The sequence below is a fragment of the Staphylococcus pseudintermedius genome (assembly GCF_034042775.1).
In the GTDB taxonomy this organism is placed as follows: Bacteria; Bacillota; Bacilli; order Staphylococcales; family Staphylococcaceae; genus Staphylococcus; species Staphylococcus pseudintermedius.
The window spans coordinates 1,266,399-1,288,906 of the sequence record NZ_CP120150.1 but is presented as its reverse complement, the minus strand read 5'-3'; the positions used below and the strand labels follow the sequence as shown (position 1 = coordinate 1,288,906).

Below are 22,508 nucleotides of genomic sequence, written 5' to 3'. Positions count from 1 at the left end.
TCACTCCCTATCTTTCAATTTGATTCTTTTTAACAATTTTCGCTTTCACTTGACGTTTTCTCACTTGTACAACGACTTCTTTCCCCATTTCAAAAGCATCACGTGCAATGATGCCCATACCGATAGCATGACCTGTAGATGGTGATTGTGTACCTGAAGTCACTTCACCAATTTCGTTGCCGTCTAAATCATAAATCGTGTATCCAGTTCTAGGAATGCCTTTATCAATCATACGAAGGCCTACTGTACGTCTTGGTGCACCATTCTCTTTTTGTGATTGAAGTACAGATTTACCAATAAAATCTTCCTCTATTAATGGTTTAGCTGCAAAAGCGATCCCCCCCTCATAAGGTGTGATAGATTCAGATAAGTCTTGTCCGTGAAGTGGTAATCCTGCTTCTAAACGTAACGTATCACGCGCGCCTAAACCACATGGCGTCACATCTTTTGATAAAAGTGCGTCCCATATTGTAGTGACATCCTCACTGTCACAATAAATTTCAAAGCCATCTTCACCTGTATATCCAGATTGTGAGAGAATCACATTTTTACCGAAGATTTTGACATTTTGCTTAAATTCGAACATACCCATTTCACTGACATCTTCAGAAACATTGTCTTGAATGATTCGTCTTGCATTTGGACCTTGTAATGCCAGCTGACCATATTGATCGGATACATTTGTCACTGTAGCGTCAAAGCGACTACTATGTTGTACAATCCAGTCGTAATCTTTATCAACGTTAGCAGCATTAACGACTAATAAATATTGCGTTTCTCCAAGTTGATAAATGACTAAATCATCAATGACACCACCTTCTTCATTACATAAAGCCGTATATTGAGCTTTAGATAATGTCAGTTGGTTTGTATCGTTAGAAAGTACATATTGAACAAGGTGTGCGGCTTCTGGACCTTCAATGCGAATTTCCCCCATGTGGCTCACATCGAATAAGCCAACGTTAGTACGTACCGCGTTGTGTTCTTCTTTAATACTTGAGAATTGAACTGGCATCGCCCAACCACCAAATTCAACAATTTTAGCCCCTGAATCAACGTAATGTTGGTAAAGTGACGTTTTCTTGAGTTCTTCTGACATGTAGTCCCCTCCTAATGTGTAATAAAAAACAGAGGAGTACCTTCATACTCCCCTGTTGAGATGCCTTCAGGAATGCGTCACAATATTATCCTTTTACCTGAGAGATTCGTAATCTATCATTACTTGCTCCTTCGGTGATGAGTCGTACCCATACTCTCTAATATTGATCATTCGCAGACAATTTAATTTTAATTTCATTAAGCGTTTCTGATAACGGTGCTGCTGATGAAATCTTAATGAATGCGATTTCATTATATCTTGAAATACGCGTCGAATACAAGTGTTTTAAAGATTCGAAACTTTTTTTATTAGCATTAGGTCGATTTGTATCGTCTTTAACCCTTTCATAAAGTGCTTCAATCGGTGCATCAACCCATATGGCTTTCACTTCTGCTTCTTTAAGAAATTGATACGTCGCGTCATAAGTGAGAATGCCGCCGCCTGTCGCAATAATATCATAGGATTGTATTGCTTTTTCTAAACATTCAAATTCATGCCGTCTAAAACCTTGTTCGCCTTCTTCTTCAAAAATTTGTGGAATTGATTTTTGCGTTTCAGTTTCGATATAAGCATCCAAATCAATGAATGAACATTGATAACTCTCTGCTAGTGTTTCTGCAATGGTTGTTTTACCTGCACCCATAAATCCGATGAATAGAAGAGGTGTATCCATTTTTAATTTCATATATTACTCACCTTTGTCGATAATTCGCGCTATTTGATATTCATAGTCATCTGACAGCGCATCTATAGTTTGTAATTTTAGACTATAAATCAGTAAATAAAAAGAGATAAAAGCAAAATATGCAGATAAAATGATAAACAATAATGGCAAGGTAAAGCCGTGTTTACAATAGAATCTCTTTTTCATGTGTTGTAGTCCCTTCCTGGTAGGTTATTTTCATTAGCATTAAATCATGAGTTAATTTTTCAAAGTGAACGTCTACAACATGGTTACACATCGTAATATTTCCTCGATGACCAACAGTTTTTATAATTTTTTGATTGCGCAATTTGTAATTAATCTCTGTATTCGAATCTCTTATTTCTAGTTCTTTCTTTTTAATCATCTTTGCTTTTACATCTTTAGCATGAAGTGTATGTGAGATATCCTTAATCATCAGTTCGATATCATATGTTCGATCTTCAAATACTGTCGTTTTTAATTGACCTAAACTGAAAATAAGTAAGGGTATGAGTAATACAATAGTCATTTGAATTACTAGAGCAACGAGACTTTCAATGAGCGTGAAGCCCTGCTTTTCGATAGCAATATTTTTGTTTGGTTTGATGATTTTGTATACACAATTGATGTGCTGTCGGAATAATTTCATAATGAGACACCGTCAACTTCTTTTCTGGAATTTGATGTTGAATGACTTCAAACAATGTACGTTTTAACGTTAAATCTTCCACCGCTTCACGATATGTTTTGACCATTTGGTGCGTCATAGGAAGAAGCTGTAAAATCATGATACTGAGGAGAAACATCGCAAAAAGACTTTCTATAAAAACAAAGCCTGATGTTATTTTGAACTTGTTTACTATTGATAAGATATACGGTACCTCCCTTGTTCAATATGGAAAATAAGAGAAAAGGCACGCTGTTGATGTTCAAAACGTAATGTGCCAAATTGATTCGCTTTTCCGTCTTTATCAAAAATGAGCGCATGAATATTTGAAGTCATCTTTAATTGAAGCGGTGCAAGTGGAATCGTAGTCACTCGGTGTGGGTGAATTGTCTCAATTTTAATATCGTTACGGTTAGGACGAAAAAGTAGCATGACAGGCGCGTGACTCTTAATGGCATACGCTTGATAATAGTCGATTTCACTTGTCAGTTTTTTGATCTCATATTCTGTCGAATTATGGAACAAGTTGAATTGGGGATGCGCCATAGTTATGGAAATAAAGACAGAGATAATGGCGAGTACTAACAGCATCTCAATGAGTGTAAAGCCATCATGACGCAACTGCTTCGCCATCTCTGATTGTGATCTCTTCACCTGATTTGCATGTTTTTTGACTTTCTTTAATGTAGCCTTCACGAACTAAATCATCAATCGTATTCGGTTTGTGGTTAAACTTTAAAGCATAGGCTTCTATTTGACTATCGACCATTTTTAATTGTGCAGCACAACCCGTTTTTTGGATATGATCTGACTGCTTAGCAATATTCGGGATAATGAGAATCAATAGTACACTAATAATTAACAGAACAAGTAGCATTTCAATTAATGTAAAACCTTTCTTTTTGTTGAATTTTAATTTAAGTTGTTGAATCATTGTCAATCGCTCCTATTCTTTAATAGCTTGCATCATTTCAAAAACAGGTAACATCATAATTAAATAGACAGATAGCACTAAAATACCAATAAATGCGAACATGATAGGTTGGATCCATTTGATGTGCTGGTGAATCATTGCTTCTATACGCTCCAACAAGAATGTGCTATAGACTTCTAACTCAATATCCAATTTATCTCGTTTTTCACCTTGTTTGATATAGCTTATAAATTGAGGTTCAAAACAGTCTAATTGAAGTAATATGTGAGAAAAAGATTCGCCTTGCTGAAGATGTTCTTTCAATGTGTGTCCGATATATTGTAAAAACAGGTTTGCCTTTTGGTTCAAATAAATCTTAACAATATCATTTAATGTAATACCATTTCTAAAAAATAATACAAATTGGTTCGTCATGTGGTAAGTTGTAAAAAGTTTATAATATCTTTTGAAAATAGGCAGGTGGGTTAGAAAATGAACTTGGCGTTTAATTGGGAGATGGTTCAAACGTAATTTGACAATATAATAAGTTGAAACAATCACGAGTAATATGATTAAGAAGATGGCTGGGAAGTTTTGAATGAACATCTTAACAATATATTGCAATGAGGATTGATTCAATTGCATCGTTTCATACATTTGGTCAAATTGTTGCATGACCGTGTGATTCAAAGTCACAATCAGCGCGAGAAAGATTAAAATGAGTACGATCGGATATTGGATAGTTTTAATCAGCTGTTTTTTAAGTTTGCGGTTTTTGGTATAAAACTGATGACACAATTTTAACGTTTCGGGTAGTGATCCATACCGTTCAGCAAAATAAAGCTGCATCAAAATGGTTTCAGGATAACCAAACATCCGAAAAATGTCATAGCAATTTGCACCTCCCTTTAATTTTTCGATGAGTTGATTTTCAAATGTAGGATGTCGTATATTGAGTTGTTCATATATAAATAACATCGCTTCAGCAAAAGTAAAACCATGTAATAATAATTGATAGAGGCGCTCCATAATGAGTAAGTGTTGCACATGAAGTTTTCTTAACGTGCGTTTAAATCGTATACTTTCGTAAAATCTTTTCATCTATAACCCCCTCTTTATTCAGAAGTTGAAGCTTATGAGAAAGGCTTGTGAAAGCAGTAGGTAGTTGGAAGTTATTATTCAAAAAGTAATGAATCTCCTGTTGATCCATCGTTTCATAGACGAGTTGTCGCTGGTCGTTTTTTGTTGTAATGAGTCTTTGATTGATGATGAGATTGATAGATTGAGATAAATCTTGGTGAGAGAGTCCCATTTCAATCAGTCTAAGGAGCACCCCTTGACAATCATTGGCGTGTATCGTCGACAATACTAAATGCCCACTTAAACTCGCTTGTATAACGTCCCTTGCAATATGACTGTCACGAATCTCACCAATTAAGATGACATCTGGATCACAACGAAGAATTGCTTTTAACGACGATCCATACGTAATATCAGCTTTTTCGTTAACGGAAATTTGCGTAATGCCGTTCACAAGCTGCTCGACCGGGTCTTCTATTGTGATAATATTCAGGTTTAACTTTTGTTTAGCATAGACGACCATTTGATACATTAACGTGCTCTTTCCTGCACCTGTAGGCCCGCTAAACAGAATTAAACCTTGCTTTTTCTCCATATTAGATTTGATGTCTAATACACTATGAGCTTTCGCATTTTGAAAATATTGGGGTGTAATACGAATAACACAACTTTCAGTACCTAAGTTTAAAGGTAACGTGGACACTCTTAAATAATATAACGCTTTATGTTCATAAATATAGCGCCCACTTTGCGCTTTGTGGCGTGTCGAAATATCTAATCCAGCTTGGTATTTCAACAAAGTTAACAATTTTTGATACGTTTCTAGATTTAATGTGTCATATAATACAAGTTGATCTTTCACTCTGAGTTTCACTTCGACTTGTGATTGTGATGGGATAAAATGAATGTCTGATGCCTCATTTTGAAGTGCAAATTGTATTACATGATCTAATAGTAGTTGCATAAAAATCACCTCTTGCATATATACACGTAAGAGGCGAGGAAATTACTTGTTACTCTATTAAAAAATCATTAAATTTTTGTGCTCGTTTAGTATGACTGCATTACACATCTAAAAAGAGCAGAAGAAAAGTTTTCATAGACATTTTCTCCTGCTCTTTGATTTAACTTTGACCGTCTAAAAACGGATTCATATATTCATCTTCAACTGTTGTAGAAGGCCCATGACCTGGATATAACGGTAATTGCTCGTCTAAACTAAATAATTTATCTTTAATAGAGTCGACTAATGTTTCATAGTTGCCTTGATATAAATCTGTACGTCCAATCCCATTATTAAATAACGTGTCGCCCACTACTGCAAATTCATCAAACACATAAGTCAAACTACCTGGTGAATGTCCTGGTGTATGCAAAGTTTGAATGTTAAATTGACCAATTTGCTGTGTTCCTTCATCAAGTGCGTGTGGTTCTGCTTGACTCGTAATAATAGGAAGGCCATAATCTTTAAATTTTGCAGAACCATTTTTTTGTGGATCCGTTAAAAACGAAAATTCTTCCGCATGCATATAAACAGGTACATCATATCGTGTCAGCACATCATCTAATGCAGCGATATGATCAAAATGAGCATGTGTTAACAAAATAGCAATCAGTTGTTTCCCAGACTGTTTAATTTTATTATCAATTTTATCAATTTCACCAGCTGGATCAATCAAAATCATCTCTGTATCATTTTCCACAAAGTAAGTGTTTGTGCTAACAAATCCTAAAGTAAGATTAGAAATATTCATGTGACACCCTCATTATTTCAAATGTTTTTTGACAGAATCTAGTTTATCGTTCATTTTACGTTGTTTATCACGACGGTCGTCTATACGAATGTTTGTACATACACGATCGAGCCCTTTATTGAACGGTAACTCATGAATAGCTTGAATGACTTCAAATAAATCGGCTAGCTCTCCTTCAATTAATGTATTCATTGGTGTGAGTTGATAGTCGATTTTACCTTCTTGCTTAAATTCCTCTAGTTTCGTTTGAATTTCTGCAATATATTGGCTGACACTTGGTCCTTCTGTGCCAACAGGGATGACTACTACATCAACAATCGCCATTTAAATACGCTCCTTTTCAATGATATATGTCTTAATGAGTCCTGCAGCCCCCACAATACCTGCGTCATTACCTAACTCAGCACGTACAATTTCAGTGCCTTGTTGTGAAGGCGTGAATGCAAGATGGTAATATTCTGTTTTGATATTCTCAATTAAAATATCGCCTGCATCGGACATACCGCCACCTAAAATAATGTATTTAGGGTTAGTTGTGACACTGATAATGCTTGCAAGATATGCGACGTATTGTGCGACACGTTCTGTAATGAAAATGCAGAATTGGTCACCTGCTTTAGCTGCATCGAATACTGCTTTAGCTGTGACCTTGTGTTCTTTAATGAGCGGTAAAATTGAAGACTTGAAAGTGAGCTTCGGATAGTAGAAATAAACTAAATTCATGACACCTGTCGCAGAAGCTACTGTTTCAATACAGCCTGATTTACCACAATTACATTTGAAACGTTGATCGTGGTCGACACGGAAATGTCCAAGTTCAGCACCTGAGCCGTTATGACCGTGAACAATTTCACCATTAGCGATAATACCGCCACCTAAACCAGTCCCTAGCGTAATTGCAACGACATCATCCGCATCTTTACCGGCACCATTATGTTTTTCACCAAGAGCGGCCACATTTGCATCATTATCAACATACACCGGGAATGACACAAATTGTTGCATTATTTCTGAGACGTTAACGGGTTGTGGCCAATTCAAGTTAACAGCACCATTTACAACACCAGATTCAAATTTAACAGGGCCTGGTACACCAATACCCATACCCACTACTTCATTCATATCATAGTGGTTGCGTTCCATTTCATGCACAAACGCATCATAAATTTGTTTAAGTAATACTTCACCTGTTGGATCTGAGATATCCGTCTCTATAGACCATTTAGATAATTGTGTTAAAGATTTATCAAAAATACCTAATTTACATGTCGTGCCACCAATATCTGCAGCTAAAATTAATTGTTTGTTCATTCTTTATTCATCCTTCTTTGATTAATTAATAATTTAGATTGGACAAATTCGTCTCTAGTGATTAATTCATGGCGATATAATGTTTGAATTTCTTGTTCAATCATTTCTAGCATATCACCTTTGTTATCGAAATAAATAATAAAGCCAAATTTTTTTAATAGTTGGAGTACATCATAAAACGTATTCAATTGCGTTTGCATATTAATCATCCAGTTCTTTTTTCAAATTCTGATATTCTTGATTGTTTGGGCTTGCTTTAATGGCTTTCTGGATATAAGATTTGGCTTGTTTATCATCTCCTAATGAGCGATTCGCAATGGCCATATGAAAATTTAACGTTGGAGAGTTGGGGAAATATTTCAGACCCCGCTCCCATTCAGCCATTGCTTCAGCTTTAGAATCCTGTGTAGCAATAATAATACCTGATAAGTAATAAGTCACATCATCTGCATAGCCATTTTGATACGTTTGTTTAATCATATCTTTCGCTTCGGTATATTGCCCATCATGCATTTCACGTTGAATAATTTGATTATAAATATTTGTATCAGATGTCATAAAGATTTTAATACAAATCAGTGTTAGTATCACGATTGAAATACCGAGTAAAATATAAAAATAAAGACGGTTTTGGTTGAAAAAATAACCTGAATAAACGACGAGTACACCGCCAAGTAGCCCCCCTAAATGCGCAACGACATTCACGTTTTGAATCAGAAGTGTTAAGCTCGCCATGACCACAACAGCGATTACCATTTGCAAAATCACTTTTTGATCAAAGCGACGACTAATAATCATGAGCGCAATTAAAGCACCCATTAAACCGAAAATCGCACCACTTGCACCTAATGATAAACTCGTTGTGATTAAAGCAAGTGAAATCAGGTTGCCGATAATACCTGATAATATATACGTCCCTAACATTTTCAGAGGACCGATAAATGCTTCCACAAGTTTGCCGAAGATAAAGAGTGACAACATGTTTAATAATAAATGTTGAAATTCAATATGTAAAAACATTGATGTAATGAGTCGGTACCATTCCCCATGGACCACATTAAAGTGAGCCAATGCACCTAAATTTATAATTTCATAATCGGTATGATGTGGTGTAAACCACGTAACAATCAACCAAATTAACACATTGATTGCAACAACTGCATATGTAATCGGTGTAAAACGATACATTGCTTTTTCAACGATGTTTTGGTTAAGGACACGCTTTTGGTACTCTTTTAATGATTTTGAATCTTTTTGACCTAATTTTCGTTTGATGATGGGATGCGTTGTGGTATTGCGAAGTGCTTTGACATTATGAATACTATGGAATTGCACTTGAAGTGGTTCATGTACGTTAAAGTTCACTGTGTTAAAAGATTTATCTGTTAACACATAAACATCATAGCGTTTAATATCATATCCTAAAAACTCGGCAATCTGTTTTTGATGTTCTACAATACGATCTTTATCGAAATCAAGTTCTTGCGTAGTGAATGTCCCTTGCTTAAAAATAACAACATGTTGCCTTTTTTTATGCGCAAGCCAAACTTCATTTTTATCTTTTTCGTAATGAACACAGTCATAGTTTAAATAACGCATCCAAAGAAAACTCGTTTGCCATAAATGTTTTTCTTCAAACATATGCTACCTCCAGTCTTTTTATGTCTTTGCAATAATAAGTTCTGACACAGGATAGTCATGAGGTTCAATGTCCACTATTTCATTGAGTTGTATATCATAAATGAGACTTAAATTGGTAGGCTCATATTGTGATAGATAGCGATCAAAATAACCGCCACCATAACCAATACGATAACCGTCTTGATTGAATACAACGCCAGGCACTATGACTAAATCTAAGTCGTTTTGCACCGGACTATCATCTTGAATATAGCGAATCCCCTTGTCGTCTGTTGCTAACTGATCAAATGTTGTGAACTGTTGAAACACCATTACTTTTTTTTCATAATCTGTTGTAGGCACATAAACGGATTTGCCTTCGTTGATTGCATGCCGAATAATGGCATCAGTCGCAACTTCATGTGACATTGACAATACTAGGCCGAGTTGCTTGGCCTGTTGATATTTAGGATGCTGAATGAGTTGTTCGAATAACCAACGATCTGCTGCTTTCTTTTGTTCAGTTTGAAGCATTTTCATTTTTCGTAATGTCGCTTGTCGCAATGCCTTCTTAGTCATTTCATTTTCACTCCCTCACATCTCAACCTATTATATCGTGCATTGGGCGTTGTGTCATGGAAAGATCGTCTCGAATTTACGCACAGTGTTTTGAAATAAGAGTATAAAAAATGGCTAGAACGTAATGTCCTAGCCCAAGATTGAAACAATTATTTTGTTTCGCGGTGTAATGTTTGTTTGTTTTCACGTGCACAGAATTTTTTCATTTCAATACGTTCAGGATTAGTACGTTTGTTTTTAGTAGTGATGTAGTTACGATCTCCACAGTCTGTACATGCTAAAGTAACGTTTACGCGCATATTAACCCTCCTCATCTATCATTAAAATACGACCTTATTATCATACCATTTTAAATGAAAATTGGGAAGCGTTAATTCATATAAGATTCATAACGATCTCCGGTAATAAAATAATATAAATGTTCGGCAATATTGACAACGTGATCACCAATGCGTTCTAAATATCGTGCAACAAGATGCGCCTGCCCCGCAACAAACGGATCATTATCGATTAAGTAACTCGTATTAATAATTTGCTTATATAAATCATCAATGTCAATATCTCGTTCTATAATTTCTTTCACAAGATCTAAATCATCGTTTTTAGTCGCGTCATATAAATCTTGCAGCATCAACAACGCCAAGGTACCCATTGTTTCAAGCCGTGTCATAATATAGTGGTCAGTAATTTGTGCACGCGTTCTAATTTTAGCGATATTTGCAGCATTATCTCCTATACGTTCAAATTCAGATGCGATTTTAAGTGTTGCAATCATCATTCTTAAATCTTTCGCAATCGGTTGTTGGCGAGTAATCAACATTACAACTTTTTCGTTAATATCATATTCCATTTGATTGATTTTTCTATCGCTTTTCACAATTTGTCGTGCATGTGTAATCTCTTCATCAGATAAGACTTTTATGGATTTTTGAAGCATACTGTACGTGTGCAAGCCTAAAGCACGTAAATCTTTTAATAAATCATTGAGTTGGTCTTCATAACGTTTTCTAATGACTGTCATATTAACCAAAACGTCCTGAAATATAATCTTCTGTTTGCTTATCAGAAGGGTTTGAAAAAATCTTATCCGTATCATCGTATTCATTCACGTAACCATTTAAGAAAAAGGCCGTTTTGTCAGATACACGTGCCGCTTGTTGCATATTGTGTGTGACAATAATGATGGAATAATCTTTCTTTAAATCTTGAATCAATTCTTCCACTTTTAACGTCGAAATAGGGTCAAGGGCTGATGTCGGTTCATCCATTAAAATGACATCCGGCTCAATTGCTAAACACCGCGCAATACATACACGCTGCTGTTGTCCACCAGAAAGGCTATATGCATTTTGGTTCAGACGGTCTTTTAATTCATCCCAAATCGCCGCTCCTTTAAGTGATTTTTCAACAATTTCATCTAATATTTTTTTATCTTTAATGCCGTGAATGCGCGGCCCGTAAGTAATGTTGTCATAAATGGATTTTGGAAATGGATTCGGCTGTTGAAAAACCATCCCAACTTGTGTCCGTAACTTTTCAACCGGATAACGTTTATCGAAAATATTTTGTTCTCGATAAAAGATTTTGCCTGACGTTTTTACAAAAGGTACAAGTTCTACCATGCGATTCAGTGCTTTCACATAAGTTGATTTACCAGAACCGGACGGCCCAATAATCGCAGTGACATTCTTTTCGTAAATGTCTAAGTTAATATTTTTTAAAGAATGTTGTTCTCCATACCATAAATCTAAGTTTTGAGTAGAATATACGATAGGATGATTTTGTTCTGATTGAAGTTGTGTATGAATTTGTTGCTTTTGATGAACCATTTTAGTTTCTCTTTCTAATGTTTGAATTTCGGTCATGACTAACCCTCATTTCATTAATACTTGTTAGAATATTTGTTCCGAATAATGACTGCAATTGTATTTAAAATAAGTAGAATGGCGAGTAATACAATAATAGCAGCTGATGATAACGCTTGGAAATCAATACCTGGTTTACGTGCCCAATCATATATTTGTAAAGGTAAGGTTTGGAATGAATCTAAAATACTGTTTGGCGTGCGTAATAGAATCGTTGGAATGCCAATCGCAACTAATGGTGCTGTTTCTCCAATAGCCCGTGAAATGGCTAAAATAACACCAGTAATAATGCCGGGAATCGCTGCGGGTAACACGACTTGTTGTATCGTTTGCCACTTATTCGCACCTAACCCATAAGATGCTTCTTTTACTGATTGCGGTACAGAGCGAATGGCTTCTTGGCTAGCGACGATAATGACAGGTAAAATAAGTAATGCGAGCGTTAATGCAGCGGCTATAACCGAATTCCCTAATTGTAGTAACGCCACAAAAATCGTTGCGCCCAATAAACCATAAACGATTGAAGGAACCGAAGCTAAGTTTGAAATATTAACACGAATAAATTTAGTAAATGCATTGTCTTTTGCATATTCTTCTAAATAAATGGCACTACCTACTCCTAAAACGAGTGCAATCGGAATTAAGGTCATCATGAGCCATAACGTTCCGATTAAAGCCCCTTTCACCCCAGCTGAACTTGCTGATGATGAAGAAAAGTTTGTAAAAAAGTCAGTGCTCATGACTGGTAGCCCTTTTCTTAAAATATCAATAATAAGAATGGCTAAAACGATGAGTCCTAATAATGTACACATAAAGAAAATGGTTTTAAATACTTTATTTTTAGTCAAACGGCCAGAGAGTTGTGCTTCGACATGTTTTTGATCTACTAAATTCATCATTAATACTCCTCTCTGAAACGTTTCGTCATCCATTGTGAAATAAAGTTCATCACTAATGTGAACATAAATAATGTGAACCCAACTGCATAAATACTGTAATAAAGGTCAGAGCCATTTGTTGCATCCCCTTGTGAAACTTGAACAATGTAGGCTGTCATCGTTTGAATTGAATGTGAGAATGACAAATCAAATGATGGACTTGAACCTGCTGCGAGTGACACAATCATCGTTTCACCAATAGCTCGTGAAATAGCTAATACAATAGAAGCCATAATGCCAGATGTTGCTGCAGGGATGACCACTTTGAATACCATTTCTAGCTTCGTGGAACCGAGGCCAAGTGCACCTTCACGAATTTTTTGAGGGACTGAAGACATGGCATCTTCACTCATACTTGCAATCATTGGGATGATCATGACGCCTACAACCAAACCTGGACTAATGGCGTTAAAACTGCCGATACTTGGAAAAATCGTTCTGAGTACAGGCGTCACTAACGTAAGTGCAAAAAAGCCGTAAACAATTGTTGGAATACCCGCCAAAACTTCCAAAATCGGTTTAATGATTTTACGCGTTTTTTTAGATGCGTATTCGCTCAAATAAATTGCGGCACCTAAACCAACAGGTACTGCAAAAATTGTTGCGATGAGAGTAATTTTTAAAGTACCTATGATTAATGCCCAAATGCCGTATCGAGGCGTGGCACTAAAAGGATTCCAATCTGTTTCAAGTAAAAAATGGGATAACGGCACGCGTGTGAAAAAAGTGATTGTTTCCGTGAGCAACGTGATCACAATCCCAAGTGTTGTCAAAATGGATATCGCAGCAATGATAGCTAAAATTATCGGCATGATTTTAGCACTGAGAGATGCGCCTGCATGACTCTTTTTTTGAATGAGTGCTCTAATATTATTTTGTGATTTCATCTTACTGACTCCTTTTCTAAAAAGGGTTGAAGCATTATCTTATAGTGACAATACTCAACCCTGAACAAGACTGTTTACAATTCAATTGTTTAATCAGTATAGTTAGCACGTGAGATTTTATTTACTTTCACTCGTAATCTTTTCTAATTTTTTAAGTTGCGCATCATAATCTTTTTCAGGTAATGCTACATAATCGACACCTTTTGCTTCAGCTGCTTTACCTTTATTCTCTAATGTAAACTTCATAAATTCAGCAAAAACGTCATTGCTTTTTAATTTTTTATTGTTCGCATAAATGAATAATGGTCTGCTTAATGGATATGAACCATCTTGAATTGATTTTTGATTTGGCCCAATCGCTTTACCGTCATCGCCTTTTACTTTAACCGCTTTTAAGCTATTCTCATTTTCTTTATAGAAGTTATATGCGAAGAAACCGATACCTTCTTTGTTATCTTGAACAGATTTTACAATGACATCCGTATTTTGATTTTTCTCAGCTTGAATATCCACGTCATCCATCACTTCTTCAGTAAAGAAGTCATATGTACCATGGGATTGGTCTGGAGAGAATGCTTTAATCGGTTTGTCAGGATAATCACTATCAACATCTGACCATTTTTTAGCTTCTCCAGAATAAATCTTTTTCAGATCTTCTAGTGATATCTCTTTAAGAAAGTCGTTATCTTTGTTGACTGCAATCGTTAAACCATCTCGAGCTACTTTAAATTCTGTATAATCAATCCCTTTATCCTTCAATTGTTCTTTTTCTTCATCTTTAATGGGACGTGATGCATTTGAGAAGTCAGTTTTACCTGCAATGAATTGTTTGAAACCGTCGCCTGTTCCTGAAGTCACATTTTCTACCGTTGCTTTATCGTGACTTGAAGAAAAGTCCTCATTCAATTTTTCAATGATTGGGGCTACTGTTGACGAACCGTTCCCTTTAACTGTTCCTTCAACGTTAGAACTTTTCGTATCACCTTGATCACTACTTTGTTGAGATGCACCACCACATGCACCTAAAACTAATGAGACACCAATCAGTGTACCGCCCAGTGTTTGCCATCTTTTCATTGAAACATCCTCCTAGAATTAACTTTCGATTTGCTTACGATTTAAGGATACAAATGTTTTATTAATTAGGAATGAATGAAGTGTAAAGTTTGCGTTAATTTATTGTTCGATATATTTTAATGTATTGAATTCAGTTTCGTGGAAGATGATTGTTTTGGACGGAGTGTCATGTAGAAGTTGAAGTATTTTCAAAGCCAGTAAAAAACAGGGCTAGAATGCTTTGGAGGTTCTAGCCCTGTCTAACACTTTTCAGTTATGAATGTGTGACTTATTTATCAAAATAATAATTAATAACATCGCGTCCTAAATCCCCACCGTTGAGCCAAGGTTCTGGCACAGGTTGGTTCGTATAGACGATAGAGAACGCTAGTTGAGGATCATCTACTGGTGCGTAGCCGATATATGTTGAATTAACACGTGGTTCCCCATCTTGGAATACTTCGGCTGTTCCAGTTTTACCAGCTGCACGCACTTTTGTTTTATTAAAGCTCGCATAACCGGTACCTTGTGGCTTATTAAATGCCATGTCGAAACCTTTTTGGACTTCTTTAATTTCATCCGGTGTGTTATTAACACGGTTAAGGACGTGGCCATTAATTTTATGTTTAACTGGTCCCAATTCGTCATCACTTGTCGCTTTATGAATTTCTTTACCGATATGTGGTTGAATACGGTAACCGTTATTAGCGATTGTCGATACATATTGGGATAGTTGTAGCGGTGAATAAGTGTCATATTGGCCAATTGCTAAATCTAGATAATTACCAGGATTGTCTTTTAAACGTTCAATTTGACCACTCACTTCATTAGGTAAGTCGATCCCTGTTTTGACACCGAGGCCAACTTGGTTTAATCCTTTGCGCAATTTTTGACCCGGTGCCGTCACATCTGTTGGTAATGACATATGCGGTTGATATTCGAGTCCTGCTAATTTCAAGGCCGTTTTAAACATGTATACGTTAGAAGAATGCATGAGCGCTTCTTTATCATCAATCAGTTTTTGGCCGTTTTTATTGAAATATGAACGTTTGGTTAATCCACCTTTAAATGTCAAAGGTTCGTCCACCATTTTATCGCCAACGTGAATGACATCATTTTGGTAACCTGCAAGTAATGTCGCTCCTTTGACTGAAGAACCCACTGCATATTGAGAAGTAAATGTCCCGATGTCATAGTCGGTTAAGGTGCCGTCTTTTGCAATTTTTTTACCGACCATCGCTAAAATATCACCATTATTAGGATCTTGAACGACCATCATTGCGGAATCCATATCTTGAGCGCCTTCAGACCGCAATTTCTTAATTTGTGATTCTAAATATGATTCAGCTTTTTGTTGAAGCTTAATATCTATCGTGAGCACTAAATCGTCCCCACGTGAACCTTCATTTACAACTTCCGAATCAATAATTGCGCCAGATTTATCTGTTGTATAGCGCATCTCTTTCTTTTTACCGCGCAGCACATTTTCATATTGTAATTCAAGGTAACTTTTACCTACACGATCATTACGTGAATAGCCTTTTGAAAGATAATCGTCTGTCAGTTCTTTCGGTAAACCTTCTTCAGGTGTCGAAACACTTCCTAAAATGCCTCGAAGTGTATTGCCGTACGGATACTTTCTATCCCAGTCCATTTCTGTATTAATGCCTGGTAAATCCGCTAACTTTTGAGAGACTGATGCATACTCTTCATCAGTGACCTTATCTTTTTTAATTGTTCTCGGACTTAATGTAGACCCTTGCATCATTTCTCGATAAATTGCTAATACTTGCAAGTCCTTTTTAGAAAGACTGTCGAGTTGTTGTTCGGAAATTTTTGTAAGCAACTGCTGGTCATAGTCTTCTTGAGAAATATCGCCATTTTCATACAGTTGTTGCTCTTTTTTCATTAGATCTTTCGCTTTATCAGGATGTTTTAGAATCCAAAAGTCCTTTTTATCACGTTCGGTAATTTTAGAAGTATCCATTTTAATTAATTTTGAAAGCTTCTTCGCTGTGTTCAGTATTTCTTGTTGATTGGTATTTTTACCGCGTGTATATGTAATGGATTTTTTTGATGCATTGTCTACTATCACATTGCCATTTCTATCAAGAATACGTCCCCTTGGCACAGATTCATTCACAGTCACATTCTCACTTTCACGAATCATTTGATTATACTGTGAGCCTTGAGCGATTTGTAAATAACCTAATCTTAATACAATCGCGACAAACGCAAAAATGATGATCGCAAATATAAAGTTTATCCGTTGGTTCATATGATGACGCATCTTCTCGTCATTTGTTTTTTCTTTTAATCGTTTTAACAATACAACCGACCTCTATTCACATCGTTCTCTTTAAAATGATATATGAAATACATCGTTTTTGCTAATATTTTGTGATGGATCAAACAAAAAATTCACCGTATGTTTTTAAATCCAATGGCGTTCAATCGTGTGAATGATGTGGCTATTTTTCTCTACTAGTTATATATTCAACACAACAGACATGACGAGGGATATTTAGATCAGTGAGCGTTTAAACCAAAAAGAGACTAAGCAATATCACATTGCCTAGCCTCAAACACTAATTTTACATTTGAATTGTAAAAGCTAAATATTATTTTGCAGCTTTGTATAATTCGTCAACTTTTTCCCAGTTTACAACGTTCCAGAATGTGCTAATGTAGTCTGGACGTTTGTTTTGGAATTTAAGGTAGTACGCATGTTCCCATACGTCTAACGCTAAGATTGGTGTTAAACCATCAGTTAACGGACTATCTTGGTTTGCAGTTGTAACGATTTCTAATTTACCGTTGTTAACAACAAGCCAAGCCCAACCTGAACCGAAACGGCCAGCTGCTTTGTCTGCAAATTCGCTTTTGAATTCGTCTAAAGAACCCCATTGTTCTTTAATTTTATCTACAACTTCACCTTTTTCTTCTGAGTTAGGTGCTAAGATTTGCCAGTAAATAGAGTGATTTAAGTGACCGCCACCATTATTACGAACTGCTGTACGTAAGTTTTCAGGTACGCTGTCTAAGTTTGCGATTAAATCTTCTAATGATTTATTTTCAAATTCAGTACCTTCAACAGCAGCATTTAATTTTGTTACATAAGTGTTATGATGCTTGCTATGATGGATTTCCATAGTTTCTTTATCAATGTGTGGTTCTAATGCATCATATGAATAAGGTAATTTTGGTAGTTCAAAAGCCATAATTAATCATCCTCCTAAATTTGATTCCATATTTATTGTATCAACTTTGTACCTTTAATCAATCAATTTGCTTAAAGGAAGTTGGTGCGTCATCATATTAAGACTTACATTATATATTATAGCTCATTTCTTGGATTTTTAAACATACACATTGAAAATACTCCAAAAGACTGATGTGTTATCATATCGATGAAAATAATGACGATATCGTGAAATTTTTGCGTCGTTTTAAACATATTATTTTGAATAAACACACACGCATATTGTATAATATGTAATAACGTTGATTAATGGTCTCTGAGAAGTACATTTTCAAGTTAAAATTATTTATAAAGGAGTTCCTAACATGGCTGAAATAACACATCGTAAAAATACGCGACCAGTTAAAGTTGGTGATCTAACTATTGGTGGTGCAGATGAAGTTGTTATCCAAAGTATGACAACAACAAAAACTCACGATGTTGAGGCAACAGTAGCTGAAATTAAGCGATTAGAAGAAGCAGGTTGTCAAATTGTACGTGTTGCTTGTCCTAATGAGGAAGACGCACATGCAATTAAAGATATAAAAGCACAAATTAATATTCCACTCGTCGTTGATATTCACTTTAATTATAAACTCGCCTTAATTGCGATTGAAAACGGTGCGGATAAAATTCGTATCAATCCAGGTAATATCGGTAGACGTGAAAAAGTAGAAGCTGTAGTAGAGGCATGTAAAGCAAAAGGTATTCCGATTCGTATTGGTGTGAATGCAGGCTCACTAGAAAAGCATATCCTAAAAAAATACGGATACCCTACTGCAGATGGTATGGTAGAGAGTGCTTTACATCATATTAAAATTTTAGAAGAACTTGACTTCCATGACATTATCGTCTCAATGAAAGCGAGTGACGTTAACTTAGCTATTGAAGCCTATACAAAAGCAGCAAAAGCTTTTGACTATCCATTACATCTCGGCATTACAGAAAGTGGTACGTTGTTTAATGGTACAGTAAAATCTTCAGCAGGTTTAGGTGCGATTTTATCTTTAGGTATCGGTAACACAATGCGAATTTCTTTATCAGCAGACCCTGTTGAAGAAGTCAAAGTGGCTAAATCATTATTAAAATCATTCGGTCTTGCAAGTAACGCAGCGACATTGATTGCATGCCCAACATGTGGACGTATTGAAATTGACTTAATTTCAATTGCGAATGAAGTTGAAGAATACATCGAAAAACTACAAATTCCATTAAAAGTTGCGGTATTGGGCTGTGCTGTTAATGGTCCAGGTGAAGCACGTGAAGCAGACATCGGTATTGCCGGTGCTCGCGGTGAAGGATTACTTTTCATGAAAGGTAAAACTGTGCGTAAAGTTCCTGAAGAAACAATGGTTGATGAATTGAAGATGGAGATTGATAAATTGGCTGCTGAATGGGAAGAAAACAAGAAACAAGAAGCGGCTCAAAATTAAAAATTCCAATTCCCACATAAAATATATGAAAGACAATTTAGCTTCCTACTTTTGTGGGGAGCTTTTATATTTGATTGATTTGCAATTGACTGAACTGGCCTCACGTTTCCTAAAGGCTGCCCCCTCTTACAAATACACGATTTGATTTTACTGTTACAATTGTAGCAGGCGCGTCGTGGATGTATTAAATTTTTGAAGAACAGTTGTGTATGTCCTTGTACTAAAATTAAAAAAGCACTCAATGTTTCTTCATGCTACATTGAGTGCTTTTTATTATTTACATTTTTCGCACATACCGTATACTTCTAATTTGTGCATTTCAATCTCTACATTAGGCAATGATGCTTTAATTTCTGTCATTGGACAAAAATCAATGACTTTCGTATCACCACAAACAGTACAAATAAAATGATGATGGTGATGTGACGTACATGCCGCACGGAATTTCATTTCTCCATCCAACTCAGTTCCCTCAATGATCCCCAAAATTTTAAATAGATGGAGATTACGATAGATCGTATCAAATGAAATTCCTGGATAATGGTTGTTCATTTGTTGTTGCACTGTTTTTGCATTAATATATTTATCTTCTTTGATAAACATTTCAATCATATCTCGACGTTTATCTGTATATTTATGCCCATTATTTTTCAATATACGAATGGCTTCTTCCATTTTCATTACGCTTCACTCCTTTTAGCTTCCCAGTAACAAAGGACTGATAGAAAAGTGTTAAACCTAACATGATGACTAAAATAACTACGATGATTCCACCAGGTGAGATATTTAAATAAAACGCTGTAACTAGCCCTACAATAACTGAAAACTCTCCGATAATGATACTTATTAATATAAATTGTTTAAACCCTTTTGTCCAACGCATTGCAATAGCAACAGGTAAAGTAATGAGTGCACTCACTAACAGAACACCAATGACACGCATCGATGCAGAAATAACAAGTGCGACAATAACAATAAACAAAAATTGTATCCATTTCGGAATGCCAATCACTTGGCTATATTCTGTATCGAAAGACAGGATGAACAACTCTTTATAAAACAACATAATGAACGCTAACACTAAAACAGAGATGGTTACAATAGTAATTAAATCACTAATGGATACCGCACTGATTGAACCGAACAATAAACCGACAAGTTCTTGGTTAAACCCTTTAGCCAACGAAATAAAAATAGCACTTAAACCAATACCTGTACTCATAATAATCGGTATCGCAATTTCTTGATAATTTTTATATGAAGTTCTCAAATATTCAATGAGCAGTGCACCAATTATCGCAAATAGAATCCCTGTCCAAATTGGATTAACGAATGCAAATAGCGGAGAAAGTGTAATTAAAAACATCCCGAATGAAATACCGCCTAACGTGACGTGACTCAATGCATCGGCAATCAATGAGAGACGCCTCACCACGATAAATGTCCCGATGAGTGGTGCAATCAAGCCAATGAGTATCCCACTAATAAATGAGTATCTGATAAATTCAAAATTTAATATTGCATCAATCATACACAACAATCCCTATCATGTTTATGGTCTACAAATTTAATGGGGTGACCATAGATTTTTGATATTTCTACTTCATCTAATGATTTAAATTCACTGACTGCGCCATGGAAGTGAAGATGCTTATTTAAACAAGCCACATCAGTAGCTGTATCGGCAACGACACCGATATCATGTGTCACGAGAATAATCGTCACACCTTCTTGTTTGAGATGATTTAATGTTTCATAAAACTCACCTACATGTTTGGCATCGATCCCATTCGTCGGTTCATCTAAAACGAGTACAGCAGGATCAGACACTAATGCACGTGCGATTAATACGCGTTGTTGTTGACCACCAGAAAGCTGTGCGATATTTTTATGTTTTAATGTTGAGATATTCAGCCTTTCTAATACTTGGTCCACTTTGTGATCGTCTTCTTTACTAAACCATTTAAACAGCTTTTTCCTACGTGTAAGACCACTCAATACAACCTCTTTCACGGTTGCTGGAAAACCTGCAGTAACGGACGATGCTTTTTGAGACACATAACTAATTTTATCAGTCGTTAATTTCTTATTGTAAGATTCACCATCAATATAAATCTCACCTTTTTGAATGGGTAAAATGCCTAATATTAATTTAAGGAGCGTTGATTTACCTGCCCCATTCGGACCGACAATAGCTAAAAACTGGCCATGATGAATACGAATATTAATATTTTCTAGCACTTTTTTATGTTCGTAAAAGAAATCTATATTTTTGAGTTCGAATACAGGTTGTGACATTTTTTCACCTCAATTTCTAACTATAACGCGCCTATACGGAAATGTAAATAGTAACGTTTACGATAAGACTTTATCATTATACCACAATTTGAATGGGTTTAAAGTGAGAAAACAAGTGTAGCTGATGTTGTGAAAATAAAAACAACCATACCCCTTTTGAGGTACAGCTGTTTTAAAAATTTGATTATGCTTGTGATAAAATTTTGTTTTTCATATTTGGATCAAACGTTTCATTTTTGAATGCTTCAATTTCATAACGATACGGTGGCTTTTTATTTTTCTTGTCTTCACCCACATATGGTGTTTCTAGAATTTTAGGGATATTTTCAAATTGTTCATGATGTACCACGTAATTTAATGCATCAAATCCGATATGTCCAAAACCGATATTTTCATGACGGTCTTTATGTGCTGATATCGGATTTTTACTATCGTTAACGTGGACAACTTTAATACGGTCGACACCAATAATACGGTCGAATTCATTTAAAACACCATCAAAATCATTGATGACATCATAGCCCGCGTCGTGAATATGACACGTATCGAGACAAACAGATAAGCGTTCATTATGGGTTACACCATCAATGATTTGTGCGATTTCTTCAAAAGTTCTACCGATTTCTGAGCCTTTACCTGCCATCGTTTCTAATGCGATTCTGACATCGTTTTGATTCGTTAAAACTTCATTTAACCCTTCGATAATACGCTTAATGCCCACATCAGCTCCAGCGCCGACATGTGCACCTGGATGTAACACAATATCTTTTGCACCAAGCGCTTCAGTACGTTCAATTTCATTTTGTAAAAAGTTAACACCTAATTCAAACACTTCTGGCTTTTGCGTATTCGCGATATTAATAATATAAGGCGCATGCACGACAATATTTGAAAGATTGTAACGTTCCATCGCTTTATGACCTGCTTCGATATTCAGCTCTTCTATCGCTTTACGACGTGTGTTTTGAGGTGCACCTGTATAAATCATAAACGTTGAAGCGCCATATCGATGTGCTTCTTCTGCTGATGCTTCTAACATTTTTTTACCACTCATAGACACATGTGATCCGATTAACATATTT

27 protein-coding genes and 1 riboswitch are annotated in these 22,508 nt (G+C 35.8%); of the genes, 1 reads left to right on the top strand and 26 read right to left on the bottom strand.

Annotated features, from left to right (window positions below; translation table 11 throughout):
• Positions 1 to 7: 7 nt before the first annotated feature.
• From gcvT to P3U61_RS06035, 22 genes are all read right to left on the bottom strand, one after another.
• The gene (gene gcvT / locus P3U61_RS06140; RefSeq protein ID WP_063284396.1) at positions 8 to 1,099 is read right to left on the bottom strand and encodes a glycine cleavage system aminomethyltransferase GcvT; all 1,092 of its coding nucleotides are present in this window, start codon (positions 1,097 to 1,099) and stop codon (positions 8 to 10) included.
• 75 nt (positions 1,100 to 1,174) lie between these two features.
• Positions 1,175 to 1,270: riboswitch (glycine riboswitch) on the bottom strand.
• On the bottom strand, positions 1,257 to 1,784 hold the full coding sequence (locus P3U61_RS06135; RefSeq protein ID WP_014613826.1) for a shikimate kinase: 528 nt from the start codon (positions 1,782 to 1,784) through the stop codon (positions 1,257 to 1,259). It overlaps the preceding riboswitch by 14 nt.
• A 163-nt stretch (positions 1,785 to 1,947) precedes the next feature.
• Entirely contained in the window at positions 1,948 to 2,433 is a 486-nt protein-coding gene (locus P3U61_RS06130) for a competence type IV pilus minor pilin ComGF (protein ID WP_080552896.1), read from the bottom strand.
• Complete coding sequence (locus P3U61_RS06125) at positions 2,339 to 2,539, bottom strand: hypothetical protein (protein WP_020219623.1); 201 nt, start codon at positions 2,537 to 2,539, stop codon at positions 2,339 to 2,341. The genes P3U61_RS06130 and P3U61_RS06125 overlap by 95 nt, the downstream gene beginning before the upstream one ends.
• 104 nt (positions 2,540 to 2,643) lie before the next feature.
• The gene (comGD, locus tag P3U61_RS06120; protein WP_063284397.1) at positions 2,644 to 3,084 is read right to left on the bottom strand and encodes a competence type IV pilus minor pilin ComGD; all 441 of its coding nucleotides are present in this window, start codon (positions 3,082 to 3,084) and stop codon (positions 2,644 to 2,646) included.
• The gene (comGC, locus tag P3U61_RS06115) at positions 3,062 to 3,385 is read right to left on the bottom strand and encodes a competence type IV pilus major pilin ComGC (protein WP_015729165.1); all 324 of its coding nucleotides are present in this window, start codon (positions 3,383 to 3,385) and stop codon (positions 3,062 to 3,064) included. Before comGC ends, comGD begins: the two co-directional genes overlap by 23 nt.
• A gap of 12 nt (positions 3,386 to 3,397) precedes the next feature.
• The gene (gene comGB, locus P3U61_RS06110; RefSeq protein WP_063284398.1) at positions 3,398 to 4,465 is read right to left on the bottom strand and encodes a competence type IV pilus assembly protein ComGB; all 1,068 of its coding nucleotides are present in this window, start codon (positions 4,463 to 4,465) and stop codon (positions 3,398 to 3,400) included.
• On the bottom strand, positions 4,434 to 5,408 hold the full coding sequence (gene comGA, locus P3U61_RS06105; RefSeq protein ID WP_014613820.1) for a competence type IV pilus ATPase ComGA: 975 nt from the start codon (positions 5,406 to 5,408) through the stop codon (positions 4,434 to 4,436). The genes comGB and comGA overlap by 32 nt, the downstream gene beginning before the upstream one ends.
• A 160-nt stretch (positions 5,409 to 5,568) precedes the next feature.
• The gene (locus P3U61_RS06100) at positions 5,569 to 6,198 is read right to left on the bottom strand and encodes an MBL fold metallo-hydrolase (RefSeq protein ID WP_037542865.1); all 630 of its coding nucleotides are present in this window, start codon (positions 6,196 to 6,198) and stop codon (positions 5,569 to 5,571) included.
• A gap of 12 nt (positions 6,199 to 6,210) precedes the next feature.
• The gene (locus P3U61_RS06095; protein WP_014613818.1) at positions 6,211 to 6,522 is read right to left on the bottom strand and encodes an MTH1187 family thiamine-binding protein; all 312 of its coding nucleotides are present in this window, start codon (positions 6,520 to 6,522) and stop codon (positions 6,211 to 6,213) included.
• On the bottom strand, positions 6,523 to 7,509 hold the full coding sequence (locus P3U61_RS06090; RefSeq protein WP_014613817.1) for an ROK family glucokinase: 987 nt from the start codon (positions 7,507 to 7,509) through the stop codon (positions 6,523 to 6,525).
• Positions 7,506 to 7,709 carry a YqgQ family protein gene (locus P3U61_RS06085; RefSeq protein ID WP_014613816.1) on the bottom strand — a complete coding sequence of 68 codons (204 nt, stop codon included), beginning with the start codon at positions 7,707 to 7,709 and terminating at the stop codon, positions 7,506 to 7,508. The genes P3U61_RS06090 and P3U61_RS06085 overlap by 4 nt, the downstream gene beginning before the upstream one ends.
• A gap of 1 nt (position 7,710) precedes the next feature.
• The gene (locus tag P3U61_RS06080) at positions 7,711 to 9,150 is read right to left on the bottom strand and encodes a rhomboid family intramembrane serine protease (RefSeq protein WP_014613815.1); all 1,440 of its coding nucleotides are present in this window, start codon (positions 9,148 to 9,150) and stop codon (positions 7,711 to 7,713) included.
• Positions 9,151 to 9,168: 18 nt separating this feature from the next.
• Positions 9,169 to 9,708 carry a 5-formyltetrahydrofolate cyclo-ligase gene (locus tag P3U61_RS06075; RefSeq protein WP_323695724.1) on the bottom strand — a complete coding sequence of 180 codons (540 nt, stop codon included), beginning with the start codon at positions 9,706 to 9,708 and terminating at the stop codon, positions 9,169 to 9,171.
• Between the two features lie 149 nt (positions 9,709 to 9,857).
• Entirely contained in the window at positions 9,858 to 10,007 is a 150-nt protein-coding gene (rpmG, locus tag P3U61_RS06070; protein WP_014613813.1) for a 50S ribosomal protein L33, read from the bottom strand.
• A 71-nt stretch (positions 10,008 to 10,078) separates the two neighbouring features.
• The gene (gene phoU / locus P3U61_RS06065) at positions 10,079 to 10,729 is read right to left on the bottom strand and encodes a phosphate signaling complex protein PhoU (protein WP_014613812.1); all 651 of its coding nucleotides are present in this window, start codon (positions 10,727 to 10,729) and stop codon (positions 10,079 to 10,081) included.
• Position 10,730: 1 nt separating this feature from the next.
• A complete protein-coding gene (gene pstB / locus P3U61_RS06060) occupies positions 10,731 to 11,573 on the bottom strand; it encodes a phosphate ABC transporter ATP-binding protein PstB (RefSeq protein WP_014613811.1) in 843 nt (280 codons plus the stop codon).
• Between the two features lie 17 nt (positions 11,574 to 11,590).
• Positions 11,591 to 12,472, bottom strand: a complete 882-nt coding sequence (pstA, locus tag P3U61_RS06055; protein ID WP_014613810.1) for a phosphate ABC transporter permease PstA — start codon at positions 12,470 to 12,472, stop codon at positions 11,591 to 11,593.
• Positions 12,472 to 13,398: a phosphate ABC transporter permease subunit PstC gene (pstC, locus tag P3U61_RS06050; protein ID WP_014613809.1), complete on the bottom strand. Its 927-nt coding sequence runs from the start codon at positions 13,396 to 13,398 to the stop codon at positions 12,472 to 12,474. The genes pstA and pstC overlap by 1 nt, the downstream gene beginning before the upstream one ends.
• Positions 13,399 to 13,515: 117 nt before the next feature.
• The gene (locus P3U61_RS06045; RefSeq protein ID WP_015729236.1) at positions 13,516 to 14,475 is read right to left on the bottom strand and encodes a PstS family phosphate ABC transporter substrate-binding protein; all 960 of its coding nucleotides are present in this window, start codon (positions 14,473 to 14,475) and stop codon (positions 13,516 to 13,518) included.
• Between the two features lie 268 nt (positions 14,476 to 14,743).
• The gene (locus tag P3U61_RS06040; RefSeq protein WP_063278771.1) at positions 14,744 to 16,783 is read right to left on the bottom strand and encodes a peptidoglycan D,D-transpeptidase FtsI family protein; all 2,040 of its coding nucleotides are present in this window, start codon (positions 16,781 to 16,783) and stop codon (positions 14,744 to 14,746) included.
• 292 nt (positions 16,784 to 17,075) lie between these two features.
• Complete coding sequence (locus P3U61_RS06035) at positions 17,076 to 17,675, bottom strand: superoxide dismutase (protein ID WP_014613806.1); 600 nt, start codon at positions 17,673 to 17,675, stop codon at positions 17,076 to 17,078.
• A 346-nt stretch (positions 17,676 to 18,021) separates the two neighbouring features.
• Here P3U61_RS06035 and ispG point away from each other — a divergent pair, with 346 nt between their 5' ends.
• A complete protein-coding gene (ispG, locus tag P3U61_RS06030) occupies positions 18,022 to 19,128 on the top strand; it encodes a flavodoxin-dependent (E)-4-hydroxy-3-methylbut-2-enyl-diphosphate synthase (RefSeq protein WP_014613804.1) in 1,107 nt (368 codons plus the stop codon).
• 273 nt (positions 19,129 to 19,401) lie between these two features.
• On the opposite strand, the gene P3U61_RS06025 is transcribed toward ispG, so the two are convergent.
• The 4 genes from P3U61_RS06025 to P3U61_RS06010 all read right to left on the bottom strand — a co-directional run bounded on the left by P3U61_RS06025 (position 19,402) and on the right by P3U61_RS06010 (position 22,504).
• Positions 19,402 to 19,809: a Fur family transcriptional regulator gene (locus P3U61_RS06025; protein WP_014613803.1), complete on the bottom strand. Its 408-nt coding sequence runs from the start codon at positions 19,807 to 19,809 to the stop codon at positions 19,402 to 19,404.
• Positions 19,772 to 20,659: a metal ABC transporter permease gene (locus P3U61_RS06020; protein ID WP_014613802.1), complete on the bottom strand. Its 888-nt coding sequence runs from the start codon at positions 20,657 to 20,659 to the stop codon at positions 19,772 to 19,774. Before P3U61_RS06020 ends, P3U61_RS06025 begins: the two co-directional genes overlap by 38 nt.
• Positions 20,656 to 21,426 carry a metal ABC transporter ATP-binding protein gene (locus P3U61_RS06015; protein ID WP_014613801.1) on the bottom strand — a complete coding sequence of 257 codons (771 nt, stop codon included), beginning with the start codon at positions 21,424 to 21,426 and terminating at the stop codon, positions 20,656 to 20,658. Before P3U61_RS06015 ends, P3U61_RS06020 begins: the two co-directional genes overlap by 4 nt.
• A 184-nt stretch (positions 21,427 to 21,610) precedes the next feature.
• A complete protein-coding gene (locus tag P3U61_RS06010) occupies positions 21,611 to 22,504 on the bottom strand; it encodes a deoxyribonuclease IV (RefSeq protein ID WP_015729240.1) in 894 nt (297 codons plus the stop codon).
• Positions 22,505 to 22,508 lie beyond the last annotated feature (4 nt).